This window comes from Ruegeria sp. SCP11 (assembly GCF_040329455.1).
Classification (GTDB): Bacteria; Pseudomonadota; Alphaproteobacteria; order Rhodobacterales; family Rhodobacteraceae; genus Ruegeria; species Ruegeria atlantica_E.
In genome coordinates this window covers 239,403-258,198 of sequence record NZ_JBDZYG010000002.1, presented here as the reverse complement: position 1 = coordinate 258,198, position 18,796 = coordinate 239,403, and the positions used below count along the sequence as shown (strand labels likewise).

General features: G+C 58.4%; 24 protein-coding genes and 1 other RNA gene. 13 read left to right on the top strand and 12 right to left on the bottom strand.

Annotated features, from left to right (window positions below; translation table 11 throughout):
* Window positions 1–68 precede the first annotated feature (68 nt).
* The gene (gene hisN, locus ABLN94_RS04335) at window positions 69–860 is read right to left on the bottom strand and encodes a histidinol-phosphatase (protein WP_352989588.1); all 792 of its coding nucleotides are present in this window, start codon (window positions 858–860) and stop codon (window positions 69–71) included.
* A gap of 45 nt (window positions 861–905) precedes the next feature.
* Window positions 906–1,277, bottom strand: coding sequence for a helix-turn-helix domain-containing protein (locus tag ABLN94_RS04330; RefSeq protein ID WP_170490074.1), 372 nt, complete (start codon window positions 1,275–1,277; stop codon window positions 906–908).
* 335 nt (window positions 1,278–1,612) lie between these two features.
* Here ABLN94_RS04330 and ABLN94_RS04325 point away from each other — a divergent pair, with 335 nt between their 5' ends.
* Window positions 1,613–2,569 (top strand): NADPH:quinone oxidoreductase family protein, encoded by a 957-nt coding sequence (locus ABLN94_RS04325; protein WP_352989585.1) that lies wholly within the window; start codon window positions 1,613–1,615, stop codon window positions 2,567–2,569.
* On the opposite strand, the gene ABLN94_RS04320 is transcribed toward ABLN94_RS04325, so the two are convergent.
* Window positions 2,566–3,447, bottom strand: a complete 882-nt coding sequence (locus tag ABLN94_RS04320; RefSeq protein ID WP_352989582.1) for a LysR family transcriptional regulator — start codon at window positions 3,445–3,447, stop codon at window positions 2,566–2,568. The genes ABLN94_RS04325 and ABLN94_RS04320 overlap by 4 nt on opposite strands.
* Before the next feature lie 127 nt (window positions 3,448–3,574).
* Between ABLN94_RS04320 and ABLN94_RS04315 the strand changes: the two genes are divergently transcribed.
* Entirely contained in the window at window positions 3,575–3,784 is a 210-nt protein-coding gene (locus ABLN94_RS04315; RefSeq protein ID WP_352989579.1) for a DUF1127 domain-containing protein, read from the top strand.
* A 182-nt stretch (window positions 3,785–3,966) separates the two neighbouring features.
* A complete protein-coding gene (locus tag ABLN94_RS04310) occupies window positions 3,967–4,746 on the top strand; it encodes a Bax inhibitor-1/YccA family protein (protein WP_170490086.1) in 780 nt (259 codons plus the stop codon).
* 172 nt (window positions 4,747–4,918) lie between these two features.
* Here the strand turns inward: ABLN94_RS04310 and ABLN94_RS04305 are convergent, their stop codons facing one another.
* A complete protein-coding gene (locus ABLN94_RS04305; RefSeq protein ID WP_352989576.1) occupies window positions 4,919–5,425 on the bottom strand; it encodes a hypothetical protein in 507 nt (168 codons plus the stop codon).
* A gap of 209 nt (window positions 5,426–5,634) precedes the next feature.
* Window positions 5,635–5,802 carry a 50S ribosomal protein L33 gene (rpmG, locus tag ABLN94_RS04300; protein WP_037309480.1) on the bottom strand — a complete coding sequence of 56 codons (168 nt, stop codon included), beginning with the start codon at window positions 5,800–5,802 and terminating at the stop codon, window positions 5,635–5,637.
* A 281-nt stretch (window positions 5,803–6,083) separates the two neighbouring features.
* On the opposite strand from rpmG, the gene ABLN94_RS04295 reads away from it, so the two are divergent.
* From ABLN94_RS04295 to ABLN94_RS04285, 3 genes are all read left to right on the top strand, one after another.
* Window positions 6,084–6,719, top strand: coding sequence for a DUF1326 domain-containing protein (locus ABLN94_RS04295; RefSeq protein ID WP_352989572.1), 636 nt, complete (start codon window positions 6,084–6,086; stop codon window positions 6,717–6,719).
* An 18-nt stretch (window positions 6,720–6,737) separates the two neighbouring features.
* Window positions 6,738–7,553 carry a DUF2182 domain-containing protein gene (locus ABLN94_RS04290; RefSeq protein WP_352989569.1) on the top strand — a complete coding sequence of 272 codons (816 nt, stop codon included), beginning with the start codon at window positions 6,738–6,740 and terminating at the stop codon, window positions 7,551–7,553.
* 85 nt (window positions 7,554–7,638) lie between these two features.
* Entirely contained in the window at window positions 7,639–7,971 is a 333-nt protein-coding gene (locus ABLN94_RS04285; RefSeq protein ID WP_352989566.1) for a GYD domain-containing protein, read from the top strand.
* A 6-nt stretch (window positions 7,972–7,977) separates the two neighbouring features.
* On the opposite strand, the gene rnpB is transcribed toward ABLN94_RS04285, so the two are convergent.
* The 5 genes from rnpB to gatC form a co-directional block, all read right to left on the bottom strand.
* Window positions 7,978–8,369, bottom strand: an RNA gene (rnpB, locus tag ABLN94_RS04280) — RNase P RNA component class A.
* 130 nt (window positions 8,370–8,499) lie between these two features.
* A complete protein-coding gene (locus ABLN94_RS04275; RefSeq protein ID WP_417750502.1) occupies window positions 8,500–9,207 on the bottom strand; it encodes an N-acetylmuramoyl-L-alanine amidase in 708 nt (235 codons plus the stop codon).
* Window positions 9,152–9,865, bottom strand: coding sequence for a hypothetical protein (locus ABLN94_RS04270; protein ID WP_352989560.1), 714 nt, complete (start codon window positions 9,863–9,865; stop codon window positions 9,152–9,154). Before ABLN94_RS04270 ends, ABLN94_RS04275 begins: the two co-directional genes overlap by 56 nt.
* A 40-nt stretch (window positions 9,866–9,905) precedes the next feature.
* Window positions 9,906–11,393, bottom strand: coding sequence for an Asp-tRNA(Asn)/Glu-tRNA(Gln) amidotransferase subunit GatA (gene gatA / locus ABLN94_RS04265; RefSeq protein WP_352989557.1), 1,488 nt, complete (start codon window positions 11,391–11,393; stop codon window positions 9,906–9,908).
* Between the two features lie 3 nt (window positions 11,394–11,396).
* On the bottom strand, window positions 11,397–11,684 hold the full coding sequence (gene gatC / locus ABLN94_RS04260) for an Asp-tRNA(Asn)/Glu-tRNA(Gln) amidotransferase subunit GatC (RefSeq protein WP_352989554.1): 288 nt from the start codon (window positions 11,682–11,684) through the stop codon (window positions 11,397–11,399).
* A gap of 228 nt (window positions 11,685–11,912) precedes the next feature.
* Here gatC and ABLN94_RS04255 point away from each other — a divergent pair, with 228 nt between their 5' ends.
* Together ABLN94_RS04255 and ABLN94_RS04250 are read left to right on the top strand one after the other, a co-directional pair.
* Window positions 11,913–12,071: a hypothetical protein gene (locus ABLN94_RS04255; RefSeq protein WP_352989551.1), complete on the top strand. Its 159-nt coding sequence runs from the start codon at window positions 11,913–11,915 to the stop codon at window positions 12,069–12,071.
* Window positions 12,072–12,216: 145 nt separating this feature from the next.
* Window positions 12,217–12,780 (top strand): DUF4202 domain-containing protein, encoded by a 564-nt coding sequence (locus tag ABLN94_RS04250; protein ID WP_352989548.1) that lies wholly within the window; start codon window positions 12,217–12,219, stop codon window positions 12,778–12,780.
* Here the strand turns inward: ABLN94_RS04250 and ABLN94_RS04245 are convergent.
* Complete coding sequence (locus tag ABLN94_RS04245; RefSeq protein ID WP_352989545.1) at window positions 12,771–13,427, bottom strand: ceramidase domain-containing protein; 657 nt, start codon at window positions 13,425–13,427, stop codon at window positions 12,771–12,773. The genes ABLN94_RS04250 and ABLN94_RS04245 overlap by 10 nt on opposite strands.
* Before the next feature lie 59 nt (window positions 13,428–13,486).
* Here ABLN94_RS04245 and ABLN94_RS04240 point away from each other — a divergent pair, with 59 nt between their 5' ends.
* Window positions 13,487–14,179: a metal-dependent hydrolase gene (locus ABLN94_RS04240; RefSeq protein ID WP_352989543.1), complete on the top strand. Its 693-nt coding sequence runs from the start codon at window positions 13,487–13,489 to the stop codon at window positions 14,177–14,179.
* Here the strand turns inward: ABLN94_RS04240 and ABLN94_RS04235 are convergent.
* On the bottom strand, window positions 14,169–14,630 hold the full coding sequence (locus ABLN94_RS04235; RefSeq protein WP_352989540.1) for a nucleoside deaminase: 462 nt from the start codon (window positions 14,628–14,630) through the stop codon (window positions 14,169–14,171). The two genes, ABLN94_RS04240 and ABLN94_RS04235, sit on opposite strands and share 11 nt — an antisense overlap.
* On the opposite strand from ABLN94_RS04235, the gene ABLN94_RS04230 reads away from it, so the two are divergent.
* From ABLN94_RS04230 to ABLN94_RS04215, 4 genes are all read left to right on the top strand, one after another.
* A complete protein-coding gene (locus ABLN94_RS04230; protein WP_352989538.1) occupies window positions 14,629–15,501 on the top strand; it encodes a pseudouridine synthase in 873 nt (290 codons plus the stop codon). The genes ABLN94_RS04235 and ABLN94_RS04230 overlap by 2 nt on opposite strands.
* A 174-nt stretch (window positions 15,502–15,675) precedes the next feature.
* The gene (locus ABLN94_RS04225) at window positions 15,676–16,590 is read left to right on the top strand and encodes a 5-bromo-4-chloroindolyl phosphate hydrolysis family protein (RefSeq protein ID WP_352989535.1); all 915 of its coding nucleotides are present in this window, start codon (window positions 15,676–15,678) and stop codon (window positions 16,588–16,590) included.
* A gap of 30 nt (window positions 16,591–16,620) precedes the next feature.
* Window positions 16,621–17,811 carry a toxic anion resistance protein gene (locus ABLN94_RS04220; RefSeq protein ID WP_352989532.1) on the top strand — a complete coding sequence of 397 codons (1,191 nt, stop codon included), beginning with the start codon at window positions 16,621–16,623 and terminating at the stop codon, window positions 17,809–17,811.
* Window positions 17,812–17,824: 13 nt separating this feature from the next.
* Window positions 17,825–18,781, top strand: coding sequence for a DUF2927 domain-containing protein (locus ABLN94_RS04215; RefSeq protein ID WP_352989530.1), 957 nt, complete (start codon window positions 17,825–17,827; stop codon window positions 18,779–18,781).
* Window positions 18,782–18,796: the final 15 nt, after the last annotated feature.

Sequence of the window (18,796 nt, the reverse complement as noted above, 5' to 3'; positions counted from 1 at the left end):
TGGCGGAAAACGGGCATAAGAACCAGCCGGGCAAGCGTACCTGACCAGCCGTACTCCGACAACCGATTTTAGTGGTTGCGCAGGATCTCCAGAGCCGCCGTGTGCAAATCCGCGTTCGCAGCTGCCAGAACCCGTCCGCCCTCATGGGCCGGGTCGCCCTGCCAATTGGTAACGATACCCCCGGCGGCTTCGATCACAGCAATCGGCGCCTGAATATCATAGGCGTTCAAGCCCGCTTCGATCACCAGATCAACCTGCCCTGCCGCCAGCAGAGCATAGGCGTAGCAGTCCATACCGTAGCGGGTCAGTTGCACGTGCTTGGCCACGGCTTCAAACCCCGCCCTTTCCTCGAGAGTACCAACCTCGGGGAAAGTGGTGAACAAAACCGCCTGAGCCAGACTGGAGGTGGAACGTGTCTTCAGTGGCATCGAGCCGGTTGGGCCAGTTGATCTAGAAATTTCCGCCGATCCTACAAAACGCTCACCTATATAGGGCTGATCGATAACACCCATAATTGGGCCATCCTGATCACTTAGGGCGATCAAAACACCCCAGGTGGGCGTGCCGCTGATGAACCCACGCGTGCCGTCAATCGGGTCCAGCACCCATGTCCGGCCACTGACACCCTGAACCTGACCGAATTCCTCGCCGAAGATACCATCCTCAGGCCGATGTCTGGCCAAGACATCTCGCATGGCTTTTTCGGCGTTCCGGTCGGCGACCGTAACCGGATCAAAACCCTCGTTCAGCTTGTTCGATGTCTCAAGGTTCGATTGTCTAAAAAAAGGAAGAATAGCCGTCCGCGCCGCGTCGGCCATTTCTTCTGCTACTTCCAGATCGCTTAAAGAAGTCTCTTGCATGCGCTACCCGTGCGGTTCGCGCGTGCCAGAGTCAACCCTGTTCGCTCAGGCGACGTCACTCAGTACGCGGGCGAGTTCAAACAGGCGGCGGCGTTGGTTCTCAGGAATTGCGTAATAGGACCGCACCAGATCCAAGGCTTCCTTGTCCCCCATCAAATCAGCAGGCACCGATTTCTTACCGGTCGTTTCCTTCTCGGCCTCTTCCAGACCTTCGAAGAAAAAGCTGACGGGCACGTCCAATGCCTCGGCGATGTCCCAAAGGCGCGACGCACTAATCCGGTTGGCCCCCGTTTCGTACTTTTGAATCTGTTGAAATTTAATACCAACCTGTTGCGCCAACTGCTGTTGGGTCATGCCAATCAGCCAGCGGCGATGCCTGACGCGCTTTCCCACATGGACATCGACGTGATGGGTCATTGGAATTCTCCTCTACTACACACAACCAATTCGGGTGTGCGACGTACAATTTCTACCGCAACACTAGCGAGACGCCCTTAACCACTCCCTAATCAGGACGAAACCCCCAAATTAGCACCTCGGACAATATTGCGCTTTTTTGGCTTTTTTTCAAGAAGGTTGAATCTGTTTTGCCGAATTAATGGCTAAGGTTGTGCCCTTTCGATCCAGTACACGTGCCTGCCGTAAGGGAAGCCTCAAACGCAAGCCACTACGTCTTTCCTGCGCCATTAGGTAAGAGATTGACAATCCCCACTCAGCGCGAACCTATACGATAAAACCACCGGAGAGCGCCCATGCTGGCCTACAGAATTCAAACCGAAGGCGCCACCGCCCGGATTTGCGATATCGACTTGCCTCACCCCACCGAGGGACAGGTTCGAGTTGCCATAAAAGCCTGCGGTTTGAATTTCGCCGATCTGCTGATGCAAAAAGGGACTTATCAGGACACGCCCCCTGCCCCGTTCACGCAAGGCATGGAAATCGCCGGCATAGTCGATGAGATTGGACCCGGTGTATCGCACCTGAAACGGGGTGACCGGATCGCTGTATATTCGGGTCAGGGTGGTTTGGCCGAATATGGCGTCTTTGATGCCGAGCGTGCAATTCCTCTGCCTGATACCGTCAGCTTCGAAGCTGCCGCCGCTATACAGATCGCCTATGGCACCAGCCACATTGCGCTGGATCACCGCGCCCGCCTGCAGCCCGGAGAGACCCTGCTGGTCACCGGCGCTGCGGGCGGCGTCGGGCTGACGGCGGTCGAGATCGGAAAATTGATGGGCGCGACTGTGATTGCGCAGGCCCGGGGCGCGGACAAATTGGCCGTTGCCCAGGCCGCAGGTGCGGATCATCTGATAGACGCGTCCGAAGATTTGCGGACAAGCGTCAAGGAGTTGGGTGGAGCCGACGTCGTATATGACGCAATCGGCGGCGATGTGTTCAAAGCCGCCTTCCGCGCAACCAACCCCGAGGGGCGCCTGTTGCCCATCGGCTTTGCAGGCGGAGACGTACCACAGATTCCCGCCAATCATCTACTGGTCAAAAACCTGACCGTGATCGGCTTTTATATCGGCGGCTACCTGAGCTTTCGCCCTCAGATCGTTCAAGACAGTTTTAACACGCTGTTCCGTTGGTGCGCCGAGGGGCGGATCAAGCCTCATATCAGCCACGTGCTGCCCCTGTCGGACGCCGAGAAAGGTCTGCAACTGCTGCGAGACCGAACGGCGACCGGCAAGGTTGTCATTACGCCTTAACCGACCACTGCCTTCAAGGGCGCACTGCCGAGCATTCGGAAGTTCTGACGCACCAAGGCAGCCAGCGCCTCGATAAGCGGACCACGTCCGGATTCACCGCCATACAGGTTGATCATATGCGCGGGCAACTCGGGCAATATGCCGCCATCGTCGATTTGCACCAAATGCGCGGCCTCGGTTCCGTCAAGCATGGCGTGAACGGCCAAGTCGGCGGCGACGGTCGCCTCGATTGTGCGATCATTTTCGGTTTCAACCGACAGCTCCCACGGAATGCCTGCCTCGTCCAACGCCGCTATGACCTGCGGGCGGAACATGCAGCGACGGCCAAGAGCAATGGGAATCGGCCGCTTGCGCCACGCGGACCCGCCCGGCGCCCCGATCCAGCGTAACGGCAATTCGGCGATGGTTTCGGCCCCCCCGTCCGCGTTTGCCTCGGTCGTGAGGATCAAATCACACTCGCCGCGCTTGAACATTTCCTTAAGCTGCATCGTGTACGAGGACACCAGTTGCACCCGGACCCGCGGGAAATCCACGTTGAACCGCTGCAGGACACGCGGGATCGCCGGATAGACGATGTCATGTGGAACGCCCAGAACGACCTCGCCTTCGAAAGCCTGATCGGTAAGTTTCGAAATCACCTCGTCATTCAGCGCGATCATGCGACGAGCGTAGGCCAACAACTGCTCGCCGGACGCGGTCAGCGCAATGGTTCGGCCGCTGCGGTCCAGCAGTTCCAACCCCAGCAACTCCTCAAGGCGTTTTAGCTGCATCGAAACGGCGGATTGGGTCAGGTGCAGAAAACCGGCAGCACGCGTGACACCACCCTGATCCGCCACCGCCACAAACGACCGCAAGGTCGTAATGTCCAAATTGCGCATCTTCACGATTCCTTATGGATCACTTCAAAAACATTCATTTTTAAAATGTGTCATAGTGCGCCATATAAATCAAGGAAGTTGATGAGAGACACGAAACTCATCGAGGATCGAAGAAAGGACAAAAACTATGACCCAATTAGCCATTCATAGACCCTGCCCGCCACGCCGCCGCATTGGCCTGACGATGTTTTGGGACGCGTTGTCTCTGCGCCGCCAGCGCCGCACCCTCGCTCGTCTGGACGCCCGAGCACTGGAGGATATCGGAATCACCCGCGAACAGGCCGAAGCCGAGGCCGCCCGCCCCCTTTGGGATGCACCGGAATTCTGGCAAAAGTGACTTTCAGATGAACCTTTACTCACCGAATGGCGACCCGCTGCCGCAGGTCGCCATTTTTGTTGCGAGTTTTAACCGGTTTCCAACGCTAAAACCTTGAAACACGGCTCGTAGTTGCCGATATTTGCGGGGAACGGGGTCCGATTTTCGGACCACGACTAGAATTATGTGAAGGGAGACCCTTAATGGCACAATTTGACACGATCCGGACGGCGGCCGGCGCGCGCGCTGCCCAGATCCATGAGGGCCTGCGCGCCCATATGAATAAAGTCTACGGCACAATGTCCGTGGGTATGCTGATCACGGCGCTGGCTGCTTGGGCGATTGCCGGTCTTGCGGTGACGTCTGACCCGACCAACGCCGTGGCTCAGATCGGTGCTGATCGTTACCTGACCAGCCTGGGTGGCGCACTGTTCATGTCGCCGCTGAAATGGGTCGTGATGTTCGCACCGCTGGGCTTCCTGCTGTTTGGCTGGGGTGCACTGATGCGGCGCGGCTCCGCAGCCGCGGTCCAATTGGGCTTTTTCATCTTCGCCGCGGTGATGGGCGTGTCGATGAGCTCGATCTTCATGATCTTCACCCCCTACTCGATCACGCAGACCTTCCTGGTGACGGCTATCGCGTTTGCGGGCCTGAGCCTGTTCGGCTACACCACCAAGCGTGACCTGAGCGGCATGGGCACTTTCCTGATCATGGGTGTGATCGGCCTGCTGGTCGCTATGGTCATCAACCTGTTCCTGCAATCGGGACCGATGATGCTGGCGATCTCGGCCATTGGTCTGCTGATCTTTGCTGGTCTGACCGCGTTCTACACCCAGGACATCAAGAACACGTATGTTGCTCACGCGACCCACGGTGATCAGGAATGGCTGGACAAAGCGGCGATTGACGGCGCGCTGAGCCTGTACATCTCGTTCCTGAATATGTTCCAGTTCCTACTGATGTTCATGGGGCAACAAGAGTAACGCGTCACCAAAATACAGAACAAACAGGGCGGGTCTGAAAAGACCCGCCCTTTTCTTTTTCAGTCCGTCTAGAGTCGGAGGCCACTTCGCGCGCAACGCCGCAGAAGGACCCCCGCATATAGAAAGGCCCCGTCCAGATGGCGGGGCCTGAGAAAATTGATACTGAGGAGCCTTAGCTGCAATCAAGCGCCACGGCAAACCCCGAGCTTTTGCTGGAAGAACCCTTGCGATACACGTCACCCGCTGGCAGGCAACCAGTGAACTGCTCGGCATTACGGCCAAAGCTGGCACCGATCGAATTATCGACCTTACCGCCGTTGCTTGCAGTCCGCAGTACACCATACAAGGTGCCGTTCACGTTGACCGTACTCAGGTACATATTGGTTTCGGCCCCGGATACAGGCACGGCACTGGTATCGCTGCTACCACCATTGTCGATGGCGACACGGGCGACTTTCTCAGCCTCGGTCTGATCGGTCGTTACAACCACTGGCGGCAGCACAGCCAATTCGGCCGGTACGTTCGTCGCAGGTGGAAGGAAAGCCGCCGCACCCTGAACATCAGAGATGGTGCGGGGCTCACCATCGATTCCGGTGAACCCAACGCCTTCGCGATCATACGGGTCTTCACAGGCCGCAAGGGCCAGAACGGTCATTGTGGAAAACAAGATTTTTTTCATGGCGGCCAACATTTTGGAACAGTTTGTTCAAGCGTAGAGGCAAGCTAATCCAAAAAGCAACCCGGTACAGGACCGATTGCCTTGCGCGCTGATGCTTCGTTGCAACGGCCTTGCACCATCCTGTGGCTTCTACCTTGCAGACAGGATCGAAACGAAAAAGGGCCCTGCCGCGGCAGAACCCTTTGAACTTATCCAAGTCAGACGGCAGATTACTTAATCTTGCCTTCCTTGTACTCGACATGCTTCCGAACGACCGGGTCGTATTTACGAATGGTCATTTTCTCGGTCATGGTGCGAGCGTTTTTCTTGGTCACGTAGAAGTGGCCCGTGCCCGCGGTCGAGTTCAGACGGATCTTGATTGTCGTCGGCTTCGCCATGGTTATCTCCTGCGTCCGGAAAGGCAGGGGCCTTTCGGTTGAATTCCTATGAGCGTGCGCTTTTACCCGGTCGCGCAGCCGAGTCAACTAGATTCCTGTCGCAAAGCGCACAAAACCTGCCCTCGACACCTGTCGTCAATTTGGAGTGCTCACGGTTCTGTGATAAGGTCGCGCCATTGCATCCAGAAAAGAAGCCGGTGTCAGGCTCGCACTCCGAGGCTCAGGAACAGGCAAAACTCTCTGTCAGCAGGGTTTTACTGCATGTTTTTTTGGGGGCTATCATGACAGAATGGACAATTCAGGGCGAAGAGCTGGCCAATTGCAACTGCAACTTCGGATGCCCTTGCCAGTTCAGCGTTCTTCCAACACATGGAAATTGCGAAGCGCTGATTGTGTATGACATTGAGTCTGGGCACTTTGGCGACACCAATCTTGCGGGCGTGCGCGCAGCGGGCGTTTACCATTGGCCGGGCCCGATTCACGAAGGCAACGGCCAGATGCAATTGATCATCGACGAAAGCGCGGATGCCGATCAGAGAGTCGCCGTTGAAGCCATCATGATGGGTGAAAACACCGACGAGATGGCGACGGTTTGGTATGTTTACAGTGCGATGGCCCCAAGAAAACATGAAACCCTTTACATCCCAATCGACTTGGCCTGGGACCGGGAAGAACGCAAAGGTTATGCTAGGGCCTCCGGAATTTTCGACATGGAAGTGAGCCCGATCCCACATATCGTTTCAGGAGCGCCCCATAGGGCCTCGATACAGCTCCCGAATGGATTTGAATACCGACACGCAGAAGCCGCGTCGGGATCTGCCAAGACGACTGGTGGCGCGATAAGCCTGACCTTCAATGCGACTCACGCCCATCTGGCGCATCTCAACATCTCGTGCCACGGTGTCCTAGGCGCGTAGCCGGAGGTTAAAGTGGCTATGACCCCACCCCGCCCGGGCATCTTGGATCGGGTGCTACGACGCGACAGCGGTATCGTTCTGTTTTGCGTTCTGCTGATCGTACTTGCTGCATCCTGGTATACGGTTGCCGGCATCGGCATGAACATGTCCGCTATCGACATGACCCGAATGGCCGGGCCGATCGGCGAACCGATGCGCATGGCGGGCGAAACTCGCTGGACCCCAACTTACGCCGCGCTGATTTTCCTGATGTGGTGGGTCATGATGATAGCGATGATGACTCCCAGCGCCGCGCCCATCGTTTTGCTCTTCAACGCCATCAAAAGGATAGGGCCGGATAAGGAACATGCGTCTAGGTTCAGCCTATATTTCCTGGTCGGTTATCTGGTTGCATGGGCTGTGTTCAGCGCCATTGCAACAGGAGCGCAATGGGGGCTTGAACTGATCGGATTGTCGGATGGGCCTATGATGACGATCAGATCCAAAGCGTTAGCGGGAAGCGTTTTGATTGCGGCCGGGCTTTATCAACTGTCCAGCCTGAAATCCGCCTGCCTGCGCCATTGCCGAAGCCCTGCGCAGTTCCTGGCCGAGCATATCCGGCCCGGCGCCTATGGCGCATTTCGCGTCGGTGCGGTTCATGGCGCATTTTGCCTAGGCTGCTGCTGGGCTCTGATGCTGTTGCTCTTCGTCGGCGGAGTGATGAACCTTTATTGGATAGTCGGCATCGCCATCTATGTCGCGCTGGAAAAGCTGTTGCCCAGGGCAAAGTGGCTTGTTCCTCTCACCGGCATTGCACTGATTTTCATAGGCGTTTGGCTGGTCGCAGCCCCTTAGGTTGCGCAGAGCTGATACGCACAGGAAGGCCAAAGGACCGGCCGAATTACGGGTCCTGCATCAACTTCGTTATCAGGAGGTACTCATGCCTATTTTCATTACCTATGCGTCCTATTCGCAGGCTGGCGTCAAGGGTATGCTGAAGAAACCTGCAGACCGCTCAGGCGCCGTCAGGGCACTGCTGAAAAAGGTCGGCGGCAAGCTGTTGGCGTTTTACATGACCACAGGTGAAAATGATGTGGTTGTCATTAGCGAACTGCCGGACGGAACGGATGCCGTTGCAATTGGCATGGCCGTCGCTGCCTCGGGCGCAGTGTCCAAGGTCGAAACGGTGCGCGCCTGGAAGGCCAAAGACTTTGTCGGCGTCTCCAAAAAGGCCGCCAAACTGACCGGGGCTTATGCACCACCAGGTAGCTAATGGAAAACGCGCGGAGGGCCTATAAGCCGGATCTTGTTCCAGGGTTGCCCCCTTCGATGACCATTCCTCTAGGCCGTGCATTGCTGCGCGGCTCAAGCTGCCAACCCGGTCCCTCTCGGCCAAGACGCGCTTAGCGGCGGTATCGGCTTGCGCCGACCGGCCCGCGCGGGGACCCTATTTGGCATTGCTCCCGGTGGGGCTTGCCGTGCCGCCGCTGTTGCCAGCGGCGCGGTGGGCTCTTACCCCACCGTTTCACCCTTACCACACGCATGTGGCGGTCTGATTTCTGTGGCGCTTTCCGTCGGGTTGCCCCGCCCGGGCGTTACCCGGCACCGTTGTCTTGTGGAGTCCGGACTTTCCTCTCGGGCTTACGCCCCAGCGGCCATCCGGCCCTCCGCGCATTCGGGTGGGTATGCTTTGAGCCGTACGGCGTCAAGGGTGGATGGGATGGAGAATGGGCCAGCCCCTTATTGGCCTGCGGCCAATTTAACTCCGAGATATATTGGGCAGATGAAACGCGGATCGGGTTTATTCAGCCAATGGCGCAAAATCGGCCGGTTCCAGAGGACCTTTACCCCAAGGGCGGTATCTGAGGCGAACGGCTGCAAGAAGCGTGTCGTCATTGGCGTCGGCCGTGTAGCCTGCGGACTGTGCCAGGGCTCGAAAGCTATCCATGCGCACGCTCTGCGGGGCGCTTTGACCGCGCTGACCTGCAAGGTTCAGGTGCTCCAACCGTTGCCAAGGGAACCGGGGACCTGGATCGGATTTGCGGCCCGGCGCCATATCGGAGTGACCGATCACGTGCTCAGGGCGGATCGACCACCGCTCTGACATTTGGCGCAGCAACGCTTCCAGCACAGTTAATTGTGGCTCGGAAAAGGGATGAAAGCCTGTGTTGTCCAGCTCGATCCCGATCGAGCGCGAATTTATGTCGGCTTGACCATGCCACTCCCCCGCCCCGGCGTGCCATGCGCGGTTTTCTTCGCTGACCATCTGCCAAAGTGTACCGTCAGAGCCAATCAGGTAGTGGGCGGAGACTTCGCAGGTCGGATCGCAAAGCCGCTCCAGCGCTGCCTGGGCGCTGGTCATCGCAGTATAGTGCAAGACGATCAGAGACGGAGTCAGCCCATCTCTGCGCGCGCCAAAATTGGGAGACGGATGCCAGATCGGCGTCAGCGGTTCAGTTGTTAACGACACTGCGGAATGCGCTTGGGTCCCAGCCGCAAGCGTACCCATCGCCGTCCGGGTCAAGCCCTTTGCGGTCGCGTTGAGGGCCACCATTCGCAAGAAACTCGATCTGGGCTTGATCGGGCGAAGGGAACCGGGCGCAATTACGCTGTGCCTTGGCCTGCAGATTGAAACCGGCCCGACTGTATAGCTGGGTTCCGACCGGATTTGATGTGTCCAGCGCGTATTGCACGATATTGGGCTGACCGTTCGTTCCGCGCTGCGGAACTATTGTGGGCGTGACCACTTCGTAGGTTTGGCGATTCTGCTCGACCAACGCGGCATCATCTTCAATACTACGGCGGCCAGAGACAGCTCCGAAATCCTGTTCGTCGGAAATCGCTGTGCTTACGGGGTCTTCGACGGGTGATGGCGCCGGTACGTATGTGGGTTGCCCCGACGTGCTGGCCAGCGCTGCCGCTGTCGCCGAAGCGAGATCAGCATTGTCTCCGGTCGGCACAGGAGCAACCTCACCCGGTTCTCCAAGCTGTTGCTCGGTCACTTCAGTTGGGCCAAGCAAGGGGTTTCCAGTGTACCCCTGCCCCGCCAACTGCGCCTCACGCTGTGCCTGATAGCTCGGCGTGTTGAATTCCGTGCCACCTATCGGGGCCACCGTATTGCAGGCGGCCACCAAGCCGATTGCGGGGATCAGAAGCGTAAAGCGCATCTAACTGCTCCGTCTGTCGTTATCTTGCCTGACTTGAGGATTACCACCATTTCCCGGGTTTGGCTACAAACCCAGCGGCGTTTTCCAAAGCGTAAGCAGTGTTGAGCAGATCGCCCTCTTCCCACGGGCGTCCGATCAATTGCAGACCAAGCGGCAACCCTTGCTTGTCCAGACCGGCGGGCACCGAAACGCCCGGCAGGCCGGCAAGGTTCACAGTAACTGTAAAGACGTCGTTCAGGTACATTTGAACCGGATCGGCCTCGGTCATCTCGCCCAGACCGAAAGACGCTGACGGAGTCGCAGGAGTCAGGATCGCGTCAACACCTGCGGCAAAGACGTCTTCGAAGTCTTTCTTGATCAGGGTACGAACGCGGCGTGCGCGGTTGTAATAGGCGTCATAGAAACCTGCGGACAAAACGTAAGTACCAACCATGACCCGGCGCTGCACCTCATGACCGAAGCCTTCGGCGCGGGTTTTCTCATACATCTCGGTGATGCCGTCACCCTGTGCCAACTGCGCGCGGCGGCCATAGCGGACACCGTCATAGCGGGCGAGGTTCGAGGATGCCTCGGCCGGGGCAATCACGTAATACGCAGGCAGCGCGTATTTGGTGTGCGGCAGCGAGATGTCGACGATCTCGGCACCCGCGGCTTTCAGCATCTCGGCACCGTCAGCCCAGAGCTTTTCGATCTCGGCGGGCATACCGTCCATGCGGTATTCCTTGGGGATACCGATCTTTTTGCCCTTGATGTCGCCGGTCAGCATCGCCTCAAAGTTCGGCACGGCCAATTCGGCGCTGGTCGAATCCTTGGGGTCGTGACCGCACATCGTCTCCAGCATGATCGCCGCATCGCGCACGTTCTTGGTCATCGGACCGGCCTGATCCAGCGAGGAGGCAAAGGCCACGATACCCCAGCGCGAGCAACGGCCATAGGTCGGCTTGATGCCGGTGATGCCGGTGAAGGCGGCAGGTTGGCGGATCGAGCCGCCGGTGTCAGTACCGGTTGCGGCCAGGCACAGGTCAGCGGCGACAGCCGAAGCCGAACCACCGGACGAGCCGCCCGGGGTCAGCTGAGCGTCGTCATTGCCGCGACGCCACGGGCTGACCGCGTTGCCATAGACGGATGTTTCGTTGGACGAGCCCATGGCGAATTCGTCCATGTTCAGCTTGCCCAGCATCACGGCCCCGGCATCCGCCAGTTGCTGCGACACAGTGGATTCGTATTCGGGTTTGAAGCCTTCCAGAATCTTCGAGGCCGCCTGCGAGGGCACACCCTTGGTGCAGAACAGGTCCTTGATGCCGATCGGCAGACCACACATGGCAGGCGCGTCGCCACCCTTGATCCGCTCATCCGCTGCCTTGGCGCGCTCCAGCGCGATTTCAGGCGTCTTGTGGACAAAAGCGTTCAGCGCGTCGGCCTCATCAATGGCCTTCAGGCAGGATTCGGTCAGCTCGACCGAGGTCACATCACCCTTGCGCAGCGCGTCGCGGGCCTCGGCCAGGCCCAGTTTGTTCAGATCGCTCATGTCTTACTCCACCACTTTGGGGACTGCGAAAAAGCCTTCGCGCGCGTCGGGGGCGTTGGCCAGAACCTTGTCCTGCTGGTTTCCGTCGGTGACGAGATCCTCACGACGCTTCAGGCGCATCGGCTCGACCGAGACCATCGGTTCGACGCCTTCGACATCCACTTCGTTCAGTTGCTCGATGAACCCAAGGATGGTGTTGAACTCGGACGCCAGCGCGGGCAGCGCGTCATCCTCGACCTTGATCCGGGCCAGTTTGGCCACCTTGGCGGCGGTGCTTTGGTCAATCGACATCGGAAAACCTCATATGCGTTAGGGGGCATTTACCTGTCTGATGCCCGGGTCGCAAGACCACCGAGGGATGGATATGAGCCCGTACTGCCCCGCAGGTGCAGGCACCCATTCAAATCTGAATATGCCATATGCGCAAAAGTAAACCGATTAGTTCATTACTTGCCTTGAAAAACTAAACTGTACTGTTCATTTCATACTCACGGCACAGCCTCAAACCGGAGAAAGAAAATGAAAACCTTCATCACCGCAGCTCTTTTGACCGCAACCGTTCTGAGCGCCCCGGCCATGGCCTTCAGCGTCTCCACAAACAACCTAATCCCCAACCTGTCATTCCCCGAGCCAGTTCAGGAACCGGTAACACAGAGCCAAACCAAGCCGGGCAAATAACATGAAAGATGTCGCCGGGCCGAATACCCCCTCCGGCCCGGCCGGGATGCAAAAGGCTACTGCATCTCTGGCGACCACCCGCTACGATGGCGCAAAATAACCCGCCGGACTGCATTGCAAATCCGGCAAGCCAACGGAGCGGAAGATGAGCGCACGCAAGCAAGCGGTTCTGGACGCAATTGATGCGGCCAACAGGCAAGACCCCAACCTCGATGACGGCCAACCGGTCGAATTGCTGTACGGCCAGCGGATGAGCGCCGAGATGGATCGCCTGTTTCCCAACGCCTCAGAGATTTTGCAGATTGCCGCACGCGGTCAGCATGTTGAACGCTGGAAGCTGGCGCGCAACGAATACCCCGAGGGCCGCGCGGGATACTTGGCCTGGCGCAAGGCGCAGGGTGTGCATCACGCCGAGGTCGTCATGGGAATGATGACAAACGCGGGCTACGATGCGTATGACATTGACACGGCCGGGCGCATGTTGCGCAAGCAGGGTATAAAACGCGATGACGAAGTTCAGGCGCTAGAGGACGTTATCTGCTTCGTGTTCCTAAAGTGGTACTTCGCGCCTTTCGCCGAAAAGCACTCCGCCGAGAAAATCCAGAGCATCGTTGAGAAGACCGCACGCAAAATGTCCGCCGACGGCCGGGCGCGGGTCTTGTCAGAGTTTGACCTGCCGGACCATCTGGCCGCCGCGTTTCAGGACTGAGGTGCGTGGGCCATGTGCCTGCGATAGACCTCAATCATCCAACCCAGCATGGTGGCGTTCAGGATGTGCCACATGAAATGTGTCCCCAACGGCACTTGCATGCACAAGGGTTCATCCAGCGCGCGAAAGGTAATCGAAGCCATCAGGATCACCGCCCCAATGGCCAGGCCACGGGCGGTGTCCGACACTCGGTGGCGCAGTAGAAACGCGTAGATCAGAATCAGCAGCGGCACTGGAGCATAAGCTGCTGATCCGCCCAAGCCCGGAAAGAATTGAAACAGAGGCACTGTTGCGGCTGCGTAAGGAATGAACAGCACGGTCAGGAGCACAGCAGGCAAAAGCTTCATATGCCAGACATCGCGATTGATCGCGAAGATATAGACCAGAATAAAGAGCAGAATAGGCACGACGTCCGCCATCGCCGACCAAACCTGCGCGTGGGTGTGAAACAAAAAACTGCCGACCCCGATTGCGGTCAGAATTACCACCAACGCCATCGCCAGTGGCATCCCCTGCCCGCGCACCCGCCGCCACATAATGAACGCTGCTACCAAAAACGCCGCGTTAGTCACGGCGTTGATCGGCTCGGCCCAATAGGCGGGCGTCAGACGCTCGCAATAGCTATCAATTTCCTGAAACCAGTCCATGAACTTTTACATAGCCGATGCTAAGTTGATGCCAACAGTTTGTTTCGGGAGGACGATTCATGAATATCATTTGGCTGGGGCACGGCAGTTTCCGCATCGAAACCGGCGGGCAAGTTCTGCTGGTCGACCCGTGGCTGACCGGCAACCCGGTGCTGTCTGAAGACCACCATGACAATGCTCTGGATGGGGCGACGCATATCCTTCTGACCCACACCCATTTCGATCACGTGGCCGACGTAGTGTCTCTGGCCAAGCACCTGAAGGTGCCCGTGGTCGGCCAATATGACCTGATGGGATTTTGGAGCGAGACCGAAGGGTTGGAAACCGTCGGTTTCAACAAGGGCGGTACAGTGGATCTGAACGGGGTCATGGTATCAATGGTGCCTGCCTCGCACAGCTCGACCTTTTCAACGCCGGACGGTCTGCGGACCGGAGGCAGTGAGGTTGGTTTCATGATCGCATCAGAGGGCCACATGCTCTACGTTTCCGGCGATACCGATATCATGGCTGATATGGAGTGGATGGGCGATTATTATAATCCCGATATCGGCATCCTGTCGGCGGGTGGGCATTTCACCATGGATATGAAAGCGTCGGCCTATGCGGCCAAACGGTATTTCAACTTCAAGACGGTGATTCCGTGTCACTACAAAACCTTCCCGATTCTGGAACAGTCCGCTCAGGCACTGATCGATGGGTTGCCGGGGGTTGACGTGATCGAGCCAGAACTGATGAAACCCATCACTCTCTAGGATCACGCCGCGCGGCGAAGAAGGCTTTCAACAACTCGGCGGCCTCTTGCCCTGCGATACCGTCGTATACTTCGGGAACATGGTGCGCCTGTTTGTGGGTAAAGACCCGCGCACCATGCGCCACACCACCGGATTTCGGGTCGGCAGCACCATAATAGATGCGCCGGATACGCGCCGCTGCCAATGCCGCCGCGCACATCGCGCAGGGTTCCAGCGTAACATAGAGATCATGGTCCGGCAGGCGTTCAGAACCTGCCTCGACACAGGCGGCGCGCAGGGCAAGTATCTCGGCATGAGCGGTCGGGTCGTTCAGCTCACGCGTTCGGTTGCCCGCCGCGGCCACGATGCGCCCGTCAGGCGCAACGATGACGGCGCCCACAGGAACCTCTCCGCGGTCTGCCGCTGCGCGCGCCTCAACCAGCGCTTTGTCCATATGCGATCTGAACTCCATGCCTCTGACTGCATCAGAAACCCGTCTTTCGCAAGGCGACGGGATGCGCTATGGGCTGCGGATGACCAAAACCCCTCCTCCCGGCGACCGGATCGCCAAAGTCCTTGCCCGCGCGGGCGTTGCTTCGCGCCGTGAAGCCGAACGCATGATCGAAGCCGGTCGTGTGAGTGTGAATGGCAAGACCATCTCCAGCCCCGCACTGAACGTCACCGGCAAAGACAAGATCACCGTTGACGGCAAGCCGGTGTCCGAGCCCGAACCCTCGCGCCTGTGGCTGTATCACAAGCCGCCCGGTCTGGTGACAACGACTCGCGACGAAAAGGGCCGCGCGACCATCTTTGACAACCTGCCCGAAGACATGCCGCGCGTCATGAGCGTTGGACGGCTGGACCTGAATTCGGAAGGTTTGCTCCTGCTGACTAACGATGGCGGCATCAAGCGCACGCTCGAATTGCCCTCGACCGGGTGGCTGCGCAAATACCGCGTGCGGGTGAACGGACGCCCCAAAGAGGAAGACTTTGCACCGCTGCGCAAGGGGTTGGTGATCGAGGGCGAACGGTTCCTACCGATGGACGTTTCGCTGGATCGCCAGCAGGGTGCAAACGCCTGGCTGACCATCGGCCTCCGCGAGGGCAAGAACCGCGAGATTCGCCGCGCGATGGAAGATATCGGCTTTGCCGTGAACCGCCTGCTACGGGTGTCCTACGGCCCCTTCCAACTGGGCAGTCTGAAACCCGGCGAGGTTGAAGAGATCCGCCGCCGCGTGATGCGGGATCAGCTGGGGCTGGACGCGGAACCCGATGACAAACCCAAACGCCCGGCGCGACCGCAACGAAAACGGGCACCGATCGGCAAGAAAACTCGCAAGTGACGCGGGTTTAGCAACCTTCCCCCTAGCGCCAAGCCCTCGCATCGCCTAAATTTTCCGTAAGTTATTCCACGGGGGAACGCCATGTCAGGGACCGGAGTGCAAAAACTGGCCTATGCGGCCCTTTTGGTGCTGATGCTCGGTGTTTGCACCGGCGTGCTTGGGGGCCTGTAGCGCATGGCTAAACGGTATGGCGGAAAATTCAGCCCCGAAGGTGACAGGTCTAACGACGGCCAGCCGCCGCGCGGGCAATTCCATGGCGCGCGGGTCGAACCGGCAGGCGCACGGGCCAATATCCTGTTTCTGCCTGCCATACCTTTGGTGTTTTTGTCGCTGAACGACGGTGCGATCGGGATGACGATCGGGCTGGTCGCTGCTGGTCTGTTGACTGCCGCTGCATTCCTGCTGCGCGAAGGATTGCGCGCCGAGGCGGCTTTTAACGCGCGCCGCACGGCGCGGCGCCCGGTCTTTCCCCGCAAGATTTTTGCAAGCGCGCTGACCGGGGTTGGCGTCGCTCTGGCCGCGTATCGGACAGAATATCTGGATGCCGAGACCGCCGCACAGACCAGCGTGCTGGCCCCGATACTATTCGGGGTGGTGGCAACGGCTCTGCATTCCGTGTCCTTCGGTCTAGACCCGATGAAAGACAAGGGCATGGAAGGGATCGACACCTTTCAGCAAGACCGTGTGGCCCGTGTGGTTGAGGACGCCGAAACCCACCTCTCCGAGATAACAGACGCCATCAAACGCGCGGGTGACCGCCGGATCGAAGCGCGGGTTGAGCGGTTTCAGGACACTGCCCGCGATCTGTTCCGCACGGTCGAAGAAGACCCGCGCGATCTGGCCGGGGCACGCAAGTACCTGACAGTCTATTTACAGGGCGCTCGTGACGCGACGGTGAAGTTTGCCGATGTCTATGCGCGCACCCGGGATGCGCAGGCCTTGGCTGACTATTCAGCCCTGCTGGACGATCTGGAACAGAATTTCGCGGCTCGCACCCGCAAGATGCTATTGGACGACCGCAGTGATCTGGCGGTTGAAATTGACGTGTTGCGCGAACGGCTGCAACGCGAAGGCGTCCGGTTGGATTGACCGGCCATTTTTTTGAGAAAGGATTACCCAATGTCCGATGAGATCAAGAACAAGGCGGTCGAAACAGAAACGCTTGTACAAGAAGTGACGGCCGTTGCGTTGCCTGAACCCACGGCCCAGATCATCTCGCTGGAAGAAGCAGACGACCCTGTCGGCGCTGAAATCCGCAAACGCATGGATGAGCTGGACATGGGCAACACCAATTCGATCGTGTCTTTCGGTTCGTCCGCGCAGGCGGAATTGCAGGAAATCAGCCAGGCCATGCTGGCGGATGTGCGCAACAAGGATGTGGGCCCCGCCGGAGACAGCCTGCGCAACATCGTCACCACGATCCGCGGCTTTTCTGTCAGCGAGTTGGATGTGCGCCGCGAGCGTAGCTGGTGGGAGAAGCTACTGGGCAAAGCCGCGCCTTTTGCCAAGTTCACAGCTCAATATGAAGAGGTTCAGGGCCAGATCGACAGGATCACTGACGACCTGCTTGGCCACGAGCACACGTTGCTGAAAGACATCAAATCACTGGACTTGCTCTACGAAAAGACACTGGGCTTCTACGACGAACTGGCGCTCTATATCGCGGCGGGTGAAGAAAAGCTGACCGAGTTGGACAGCCATGACATTCCCGAAAAGGAAGCCGAGGTTGAGGCGGCAGCCGAAGACGAACAAGTGATGAAAGCGCAGGAACTGCGCGACATGCGCGCCGCTCGGGATGATTTGGAACGCCGGGTGCATGACCTGAAACTGACCCGGCAAGTCACGATGCAGTCGCTACCCTCGATCCGCTTGGTGCAGGAGAACGACAAGTCTCTGGTAACCAAGATAAATTCGACTTTGGTCAACACTGTGCCGCTGTGGGAAACCCAGTTGGCGCAGGCCGTCACGATCCAGCGCAGTGCCGAAGCGGCTACAGCCGTGCGTGACGCCAACGATCTGACCAATGAGTTGCTGACCTCGAACGCAGCTAACCTGCGTGAGTCCAACAAAATGATTCGCCAGGAAATGGAGCGCGGGGTTTTCGATATCGAAGCCGTGAAACAGGCCAATGCCGACTTGATTGGCACCATCAACGAAAGCCTGGCCATTGCGGATGAAGGCAAGGCCAAACGAGCTGCCGCAGAACAGGAATTGCAGAAGATGGAAGCCGAACTGCGCGATACCCTTGCTGCTGCCAAGGCGCGTAAAGACGGGATCGGCGACAATTCCGGGACAGCGGTACCAGGCTGACGGTGGGCTGGGCGTGCGGCTTAAGGGATATCTGAAACCCGTTTTGGGCTTATTCTCGCTTTTGGTTTTGGCCAATTGCGATGAAACGCTGACGTCTTCAGTTGTGCCGCAACCTCGCCCAGCAGCACTCGCGCCTGCGCCAAATGCCTATGTTCCTCCGTCTGCAGCTAGTCAGGATCTGGCCCGGTTCTATCAGCGGGTTGAACGAGACCTGCTGACCCGCGGTTTGTTACGGGTGGACGGTGGCGGCCCGGACACGCCTTACGATGCCGACGATTTGGCCCGCAACTTCGAGGCCATCGCTTTTTACAGCGAATACCCTGACCACGCAGTTACCGCCTCATCCCGCCCAACGGACGGGCAGCTCAGCCGGTGGTCCAGCCCGGTGCGCGTGCAGACAGAATTTGCCCCATCGGTTGCTCCGGCTGCGCGCGAAAAGGATACGGCGCAAGTTGAGGCCTATACCGCCCGGCTCGCGAAATTGACCGATCACCCGATATCGGTCGTCAACCGGAAGGCCAATTTTCATGTCTTCTTTGCGGGCAAGGACGACAGCAGCTATGTGGTCACGCGCCTCAAACAACTGATCCCGAATATCAGTCAAGCATCGCTGGATCTGGCCGCCAACCCTCGCTCCAATATTGACTGTTTCGTTTTTGCCTCGGCCACCAGCAATGCACCGAACCGCTATGTGCGTGCTGTAACGCTGATCCGGACTGAATTGCCCGACCTGCTGCGGCGCAGTTGCATTCACGAAGAGATCGCTCAGGGCCTCGGCCTGTCCAATGACAGCCCCGCTGCAAGGCCGTCGATTTTCAACGATGATGATGAGTTTGCGCTGTTGACCAGCCATGACGAGAAATTGCTGACAATGCTGTACGATCCACGTCTGGAACCCGGCGTGACAGTAGAAGACGCCCGCCCAGTGGTGCGGATCATTGCTCGCGAATTGATGGGCCAGCAACTCTGAGCCCAAGGAAAGGAG

Coding starts and splice junctions, on each gene's coding strand:
- ABLN94_RS04315 (WP_352989579.1), top strand. CDS start 3,575: ATGACCCAATTAGCCATTCATAGACCCTGCCCGCCACGCCGCCGCATT.
- ABLN94_RS04330 (WP_170490074.1), bottom strand. CDS start 1,277: ATGACCCATCACGTCGATGTCCATGTGGGAAAGCGCGTCAGGCATCGC.
- gatC (WP_352989554.1), bottom strand. CDS start 11,684: ATGTCGATTGACCAAAGCACCGCCGCCAAGGTGGCCAAACTGGCCCGG.
- ABLN94_RS04250 (WP_352989548.1), top strand. CDS start 12,217: ATGAGCGCACGCAAGCAAGCGGTTCTGGACGCAATTGATGCGGCCAAC.
- ABLN94_RS04275 (WP_417750502.1), bottom strand. CDS start 9,207: ATGGGTACGCTTGCGGCTGGGACCCAAGCGCATTCCGCAGTGTCGTTA.
- hisN (WP_352989588.1), bottom strand. CDS start 860: ATGCAAGAGACTTCTTTAAGCGATCTGGAAGTAGCAGAAGAAATGGCC.
- ABLN94_RS04255 (WP_352989551.1), top strand. CDS start 11,913: ATGAAAACCTTCATCACCGCAGCTCTTTTGACCGCAACCGTTCTGAGC.
- ABLN94_RS04285 (WP_352989566.1), top strand. CDS start 7,639: ATGCCTATTTTCATTACCTATGCGTCCTATTCGCAGGCTGGCGTCAAG.
- ABLN94_RS04320 (WP_352989582.1), bottom strand. CDS start 3,447: ATGCGCAATTTGGACATTACGACCTTGCGGTCGTTTGTGGCGGTGGCG.
- ABLN94_RS04270 (WP_352989560.1), bottom strand. CDS start 9,865: ATGCGCTTTACGCTTCTGATCCCCGCAATCGGCTTGGTGGCCGCCTGC.
- rpmG (WP_037309480.1), bottom strand. CDS start 5,802: ATGGCGAAGCCGACGACAATCAAGATCCGTCTGAACTCGACCGCGGGC.
- ABLN94_RS04290 (WP_352989569.1), top strand. CDS start 6,738: ATGACCCCACCCCGCCCGGGCATCTTGGATCGGGTGCTACGACGCGAC.
- ABLN94_RS04220 (WP_352989532.1), top strand. CDS start 16,621: ATGTCCGATGAGATCAAGAACAAGGCGGTCGAAACAGAAACGCTTGTA.
- gatA (WP_352989557.1), bottom strand. CDS start 11,393: ATGAGCGATCTGAACAAACTGGGCCTGGCCGAGGCCCGCGACGCGCTG.
- ABLN94_RS04325 (WP_352989585.1), top strand. CDS start 1,613: ATGCTGGCCTACAGAATTCAAACCGAAGGCGCCACCGCCCGGATTTGC.
- ABLN94_RS04230 (WP_352989538.1), top strand. CDS start 14,629: ATGCCTCTGACTGCATCAGAAACCCGTCTTTCGCAAGGCGACGGGATG.
- ABLN94_RS04310 (WP_170490086.1), top strand. CDS start 3,967: ATGGCACAATTTGACACGATCCGGACGGCGGCCGGCGCGCGCGCTGCC.
- ABLN94_RS04295 (WP_352989572.1), top strand. CDS start 6,084: ATGACAGAATGGACAATTCAGGGCGAAGAGCTGGCCAATTGCAACTGC.
- ABLN94_RS04240 (WP_352989543.1), top strand. CDS start 13,487: ATGAATATCATTTGGCTGGGGCACGGCAGTTTCCGCATCGAAACCGGC.
- ABLN94_RS04305 (WP_352989576.1), bottom strand. CDS start 5,425: ATGAAAAAAATCTTGTTTTCCACAATGACCGTTCTGGCCCTTGCGGCC.
- ABLN94_RS04245 (WP_352989545.1), bottom strand. CDS start 13,427: ATGGACTGGTTTCAGGAAATTGATAGCTATTGCGAGCGTCTGACGCCC.
- ABLN94_RS04225 (WP_352989535.1), top strand. CDS start 15,676: ATGGCTAAACGGTATGGCGGAAAATTCAGCCCCGAAGGTGACAGGTCT.
- ABLN94_RS04235 (WP_352989540.1), bottom strand. CDS start 14,630: ATGGAGTTCAGATCGCATATGGACAAAGCGCTGGTTGAGGCGCGCGCA.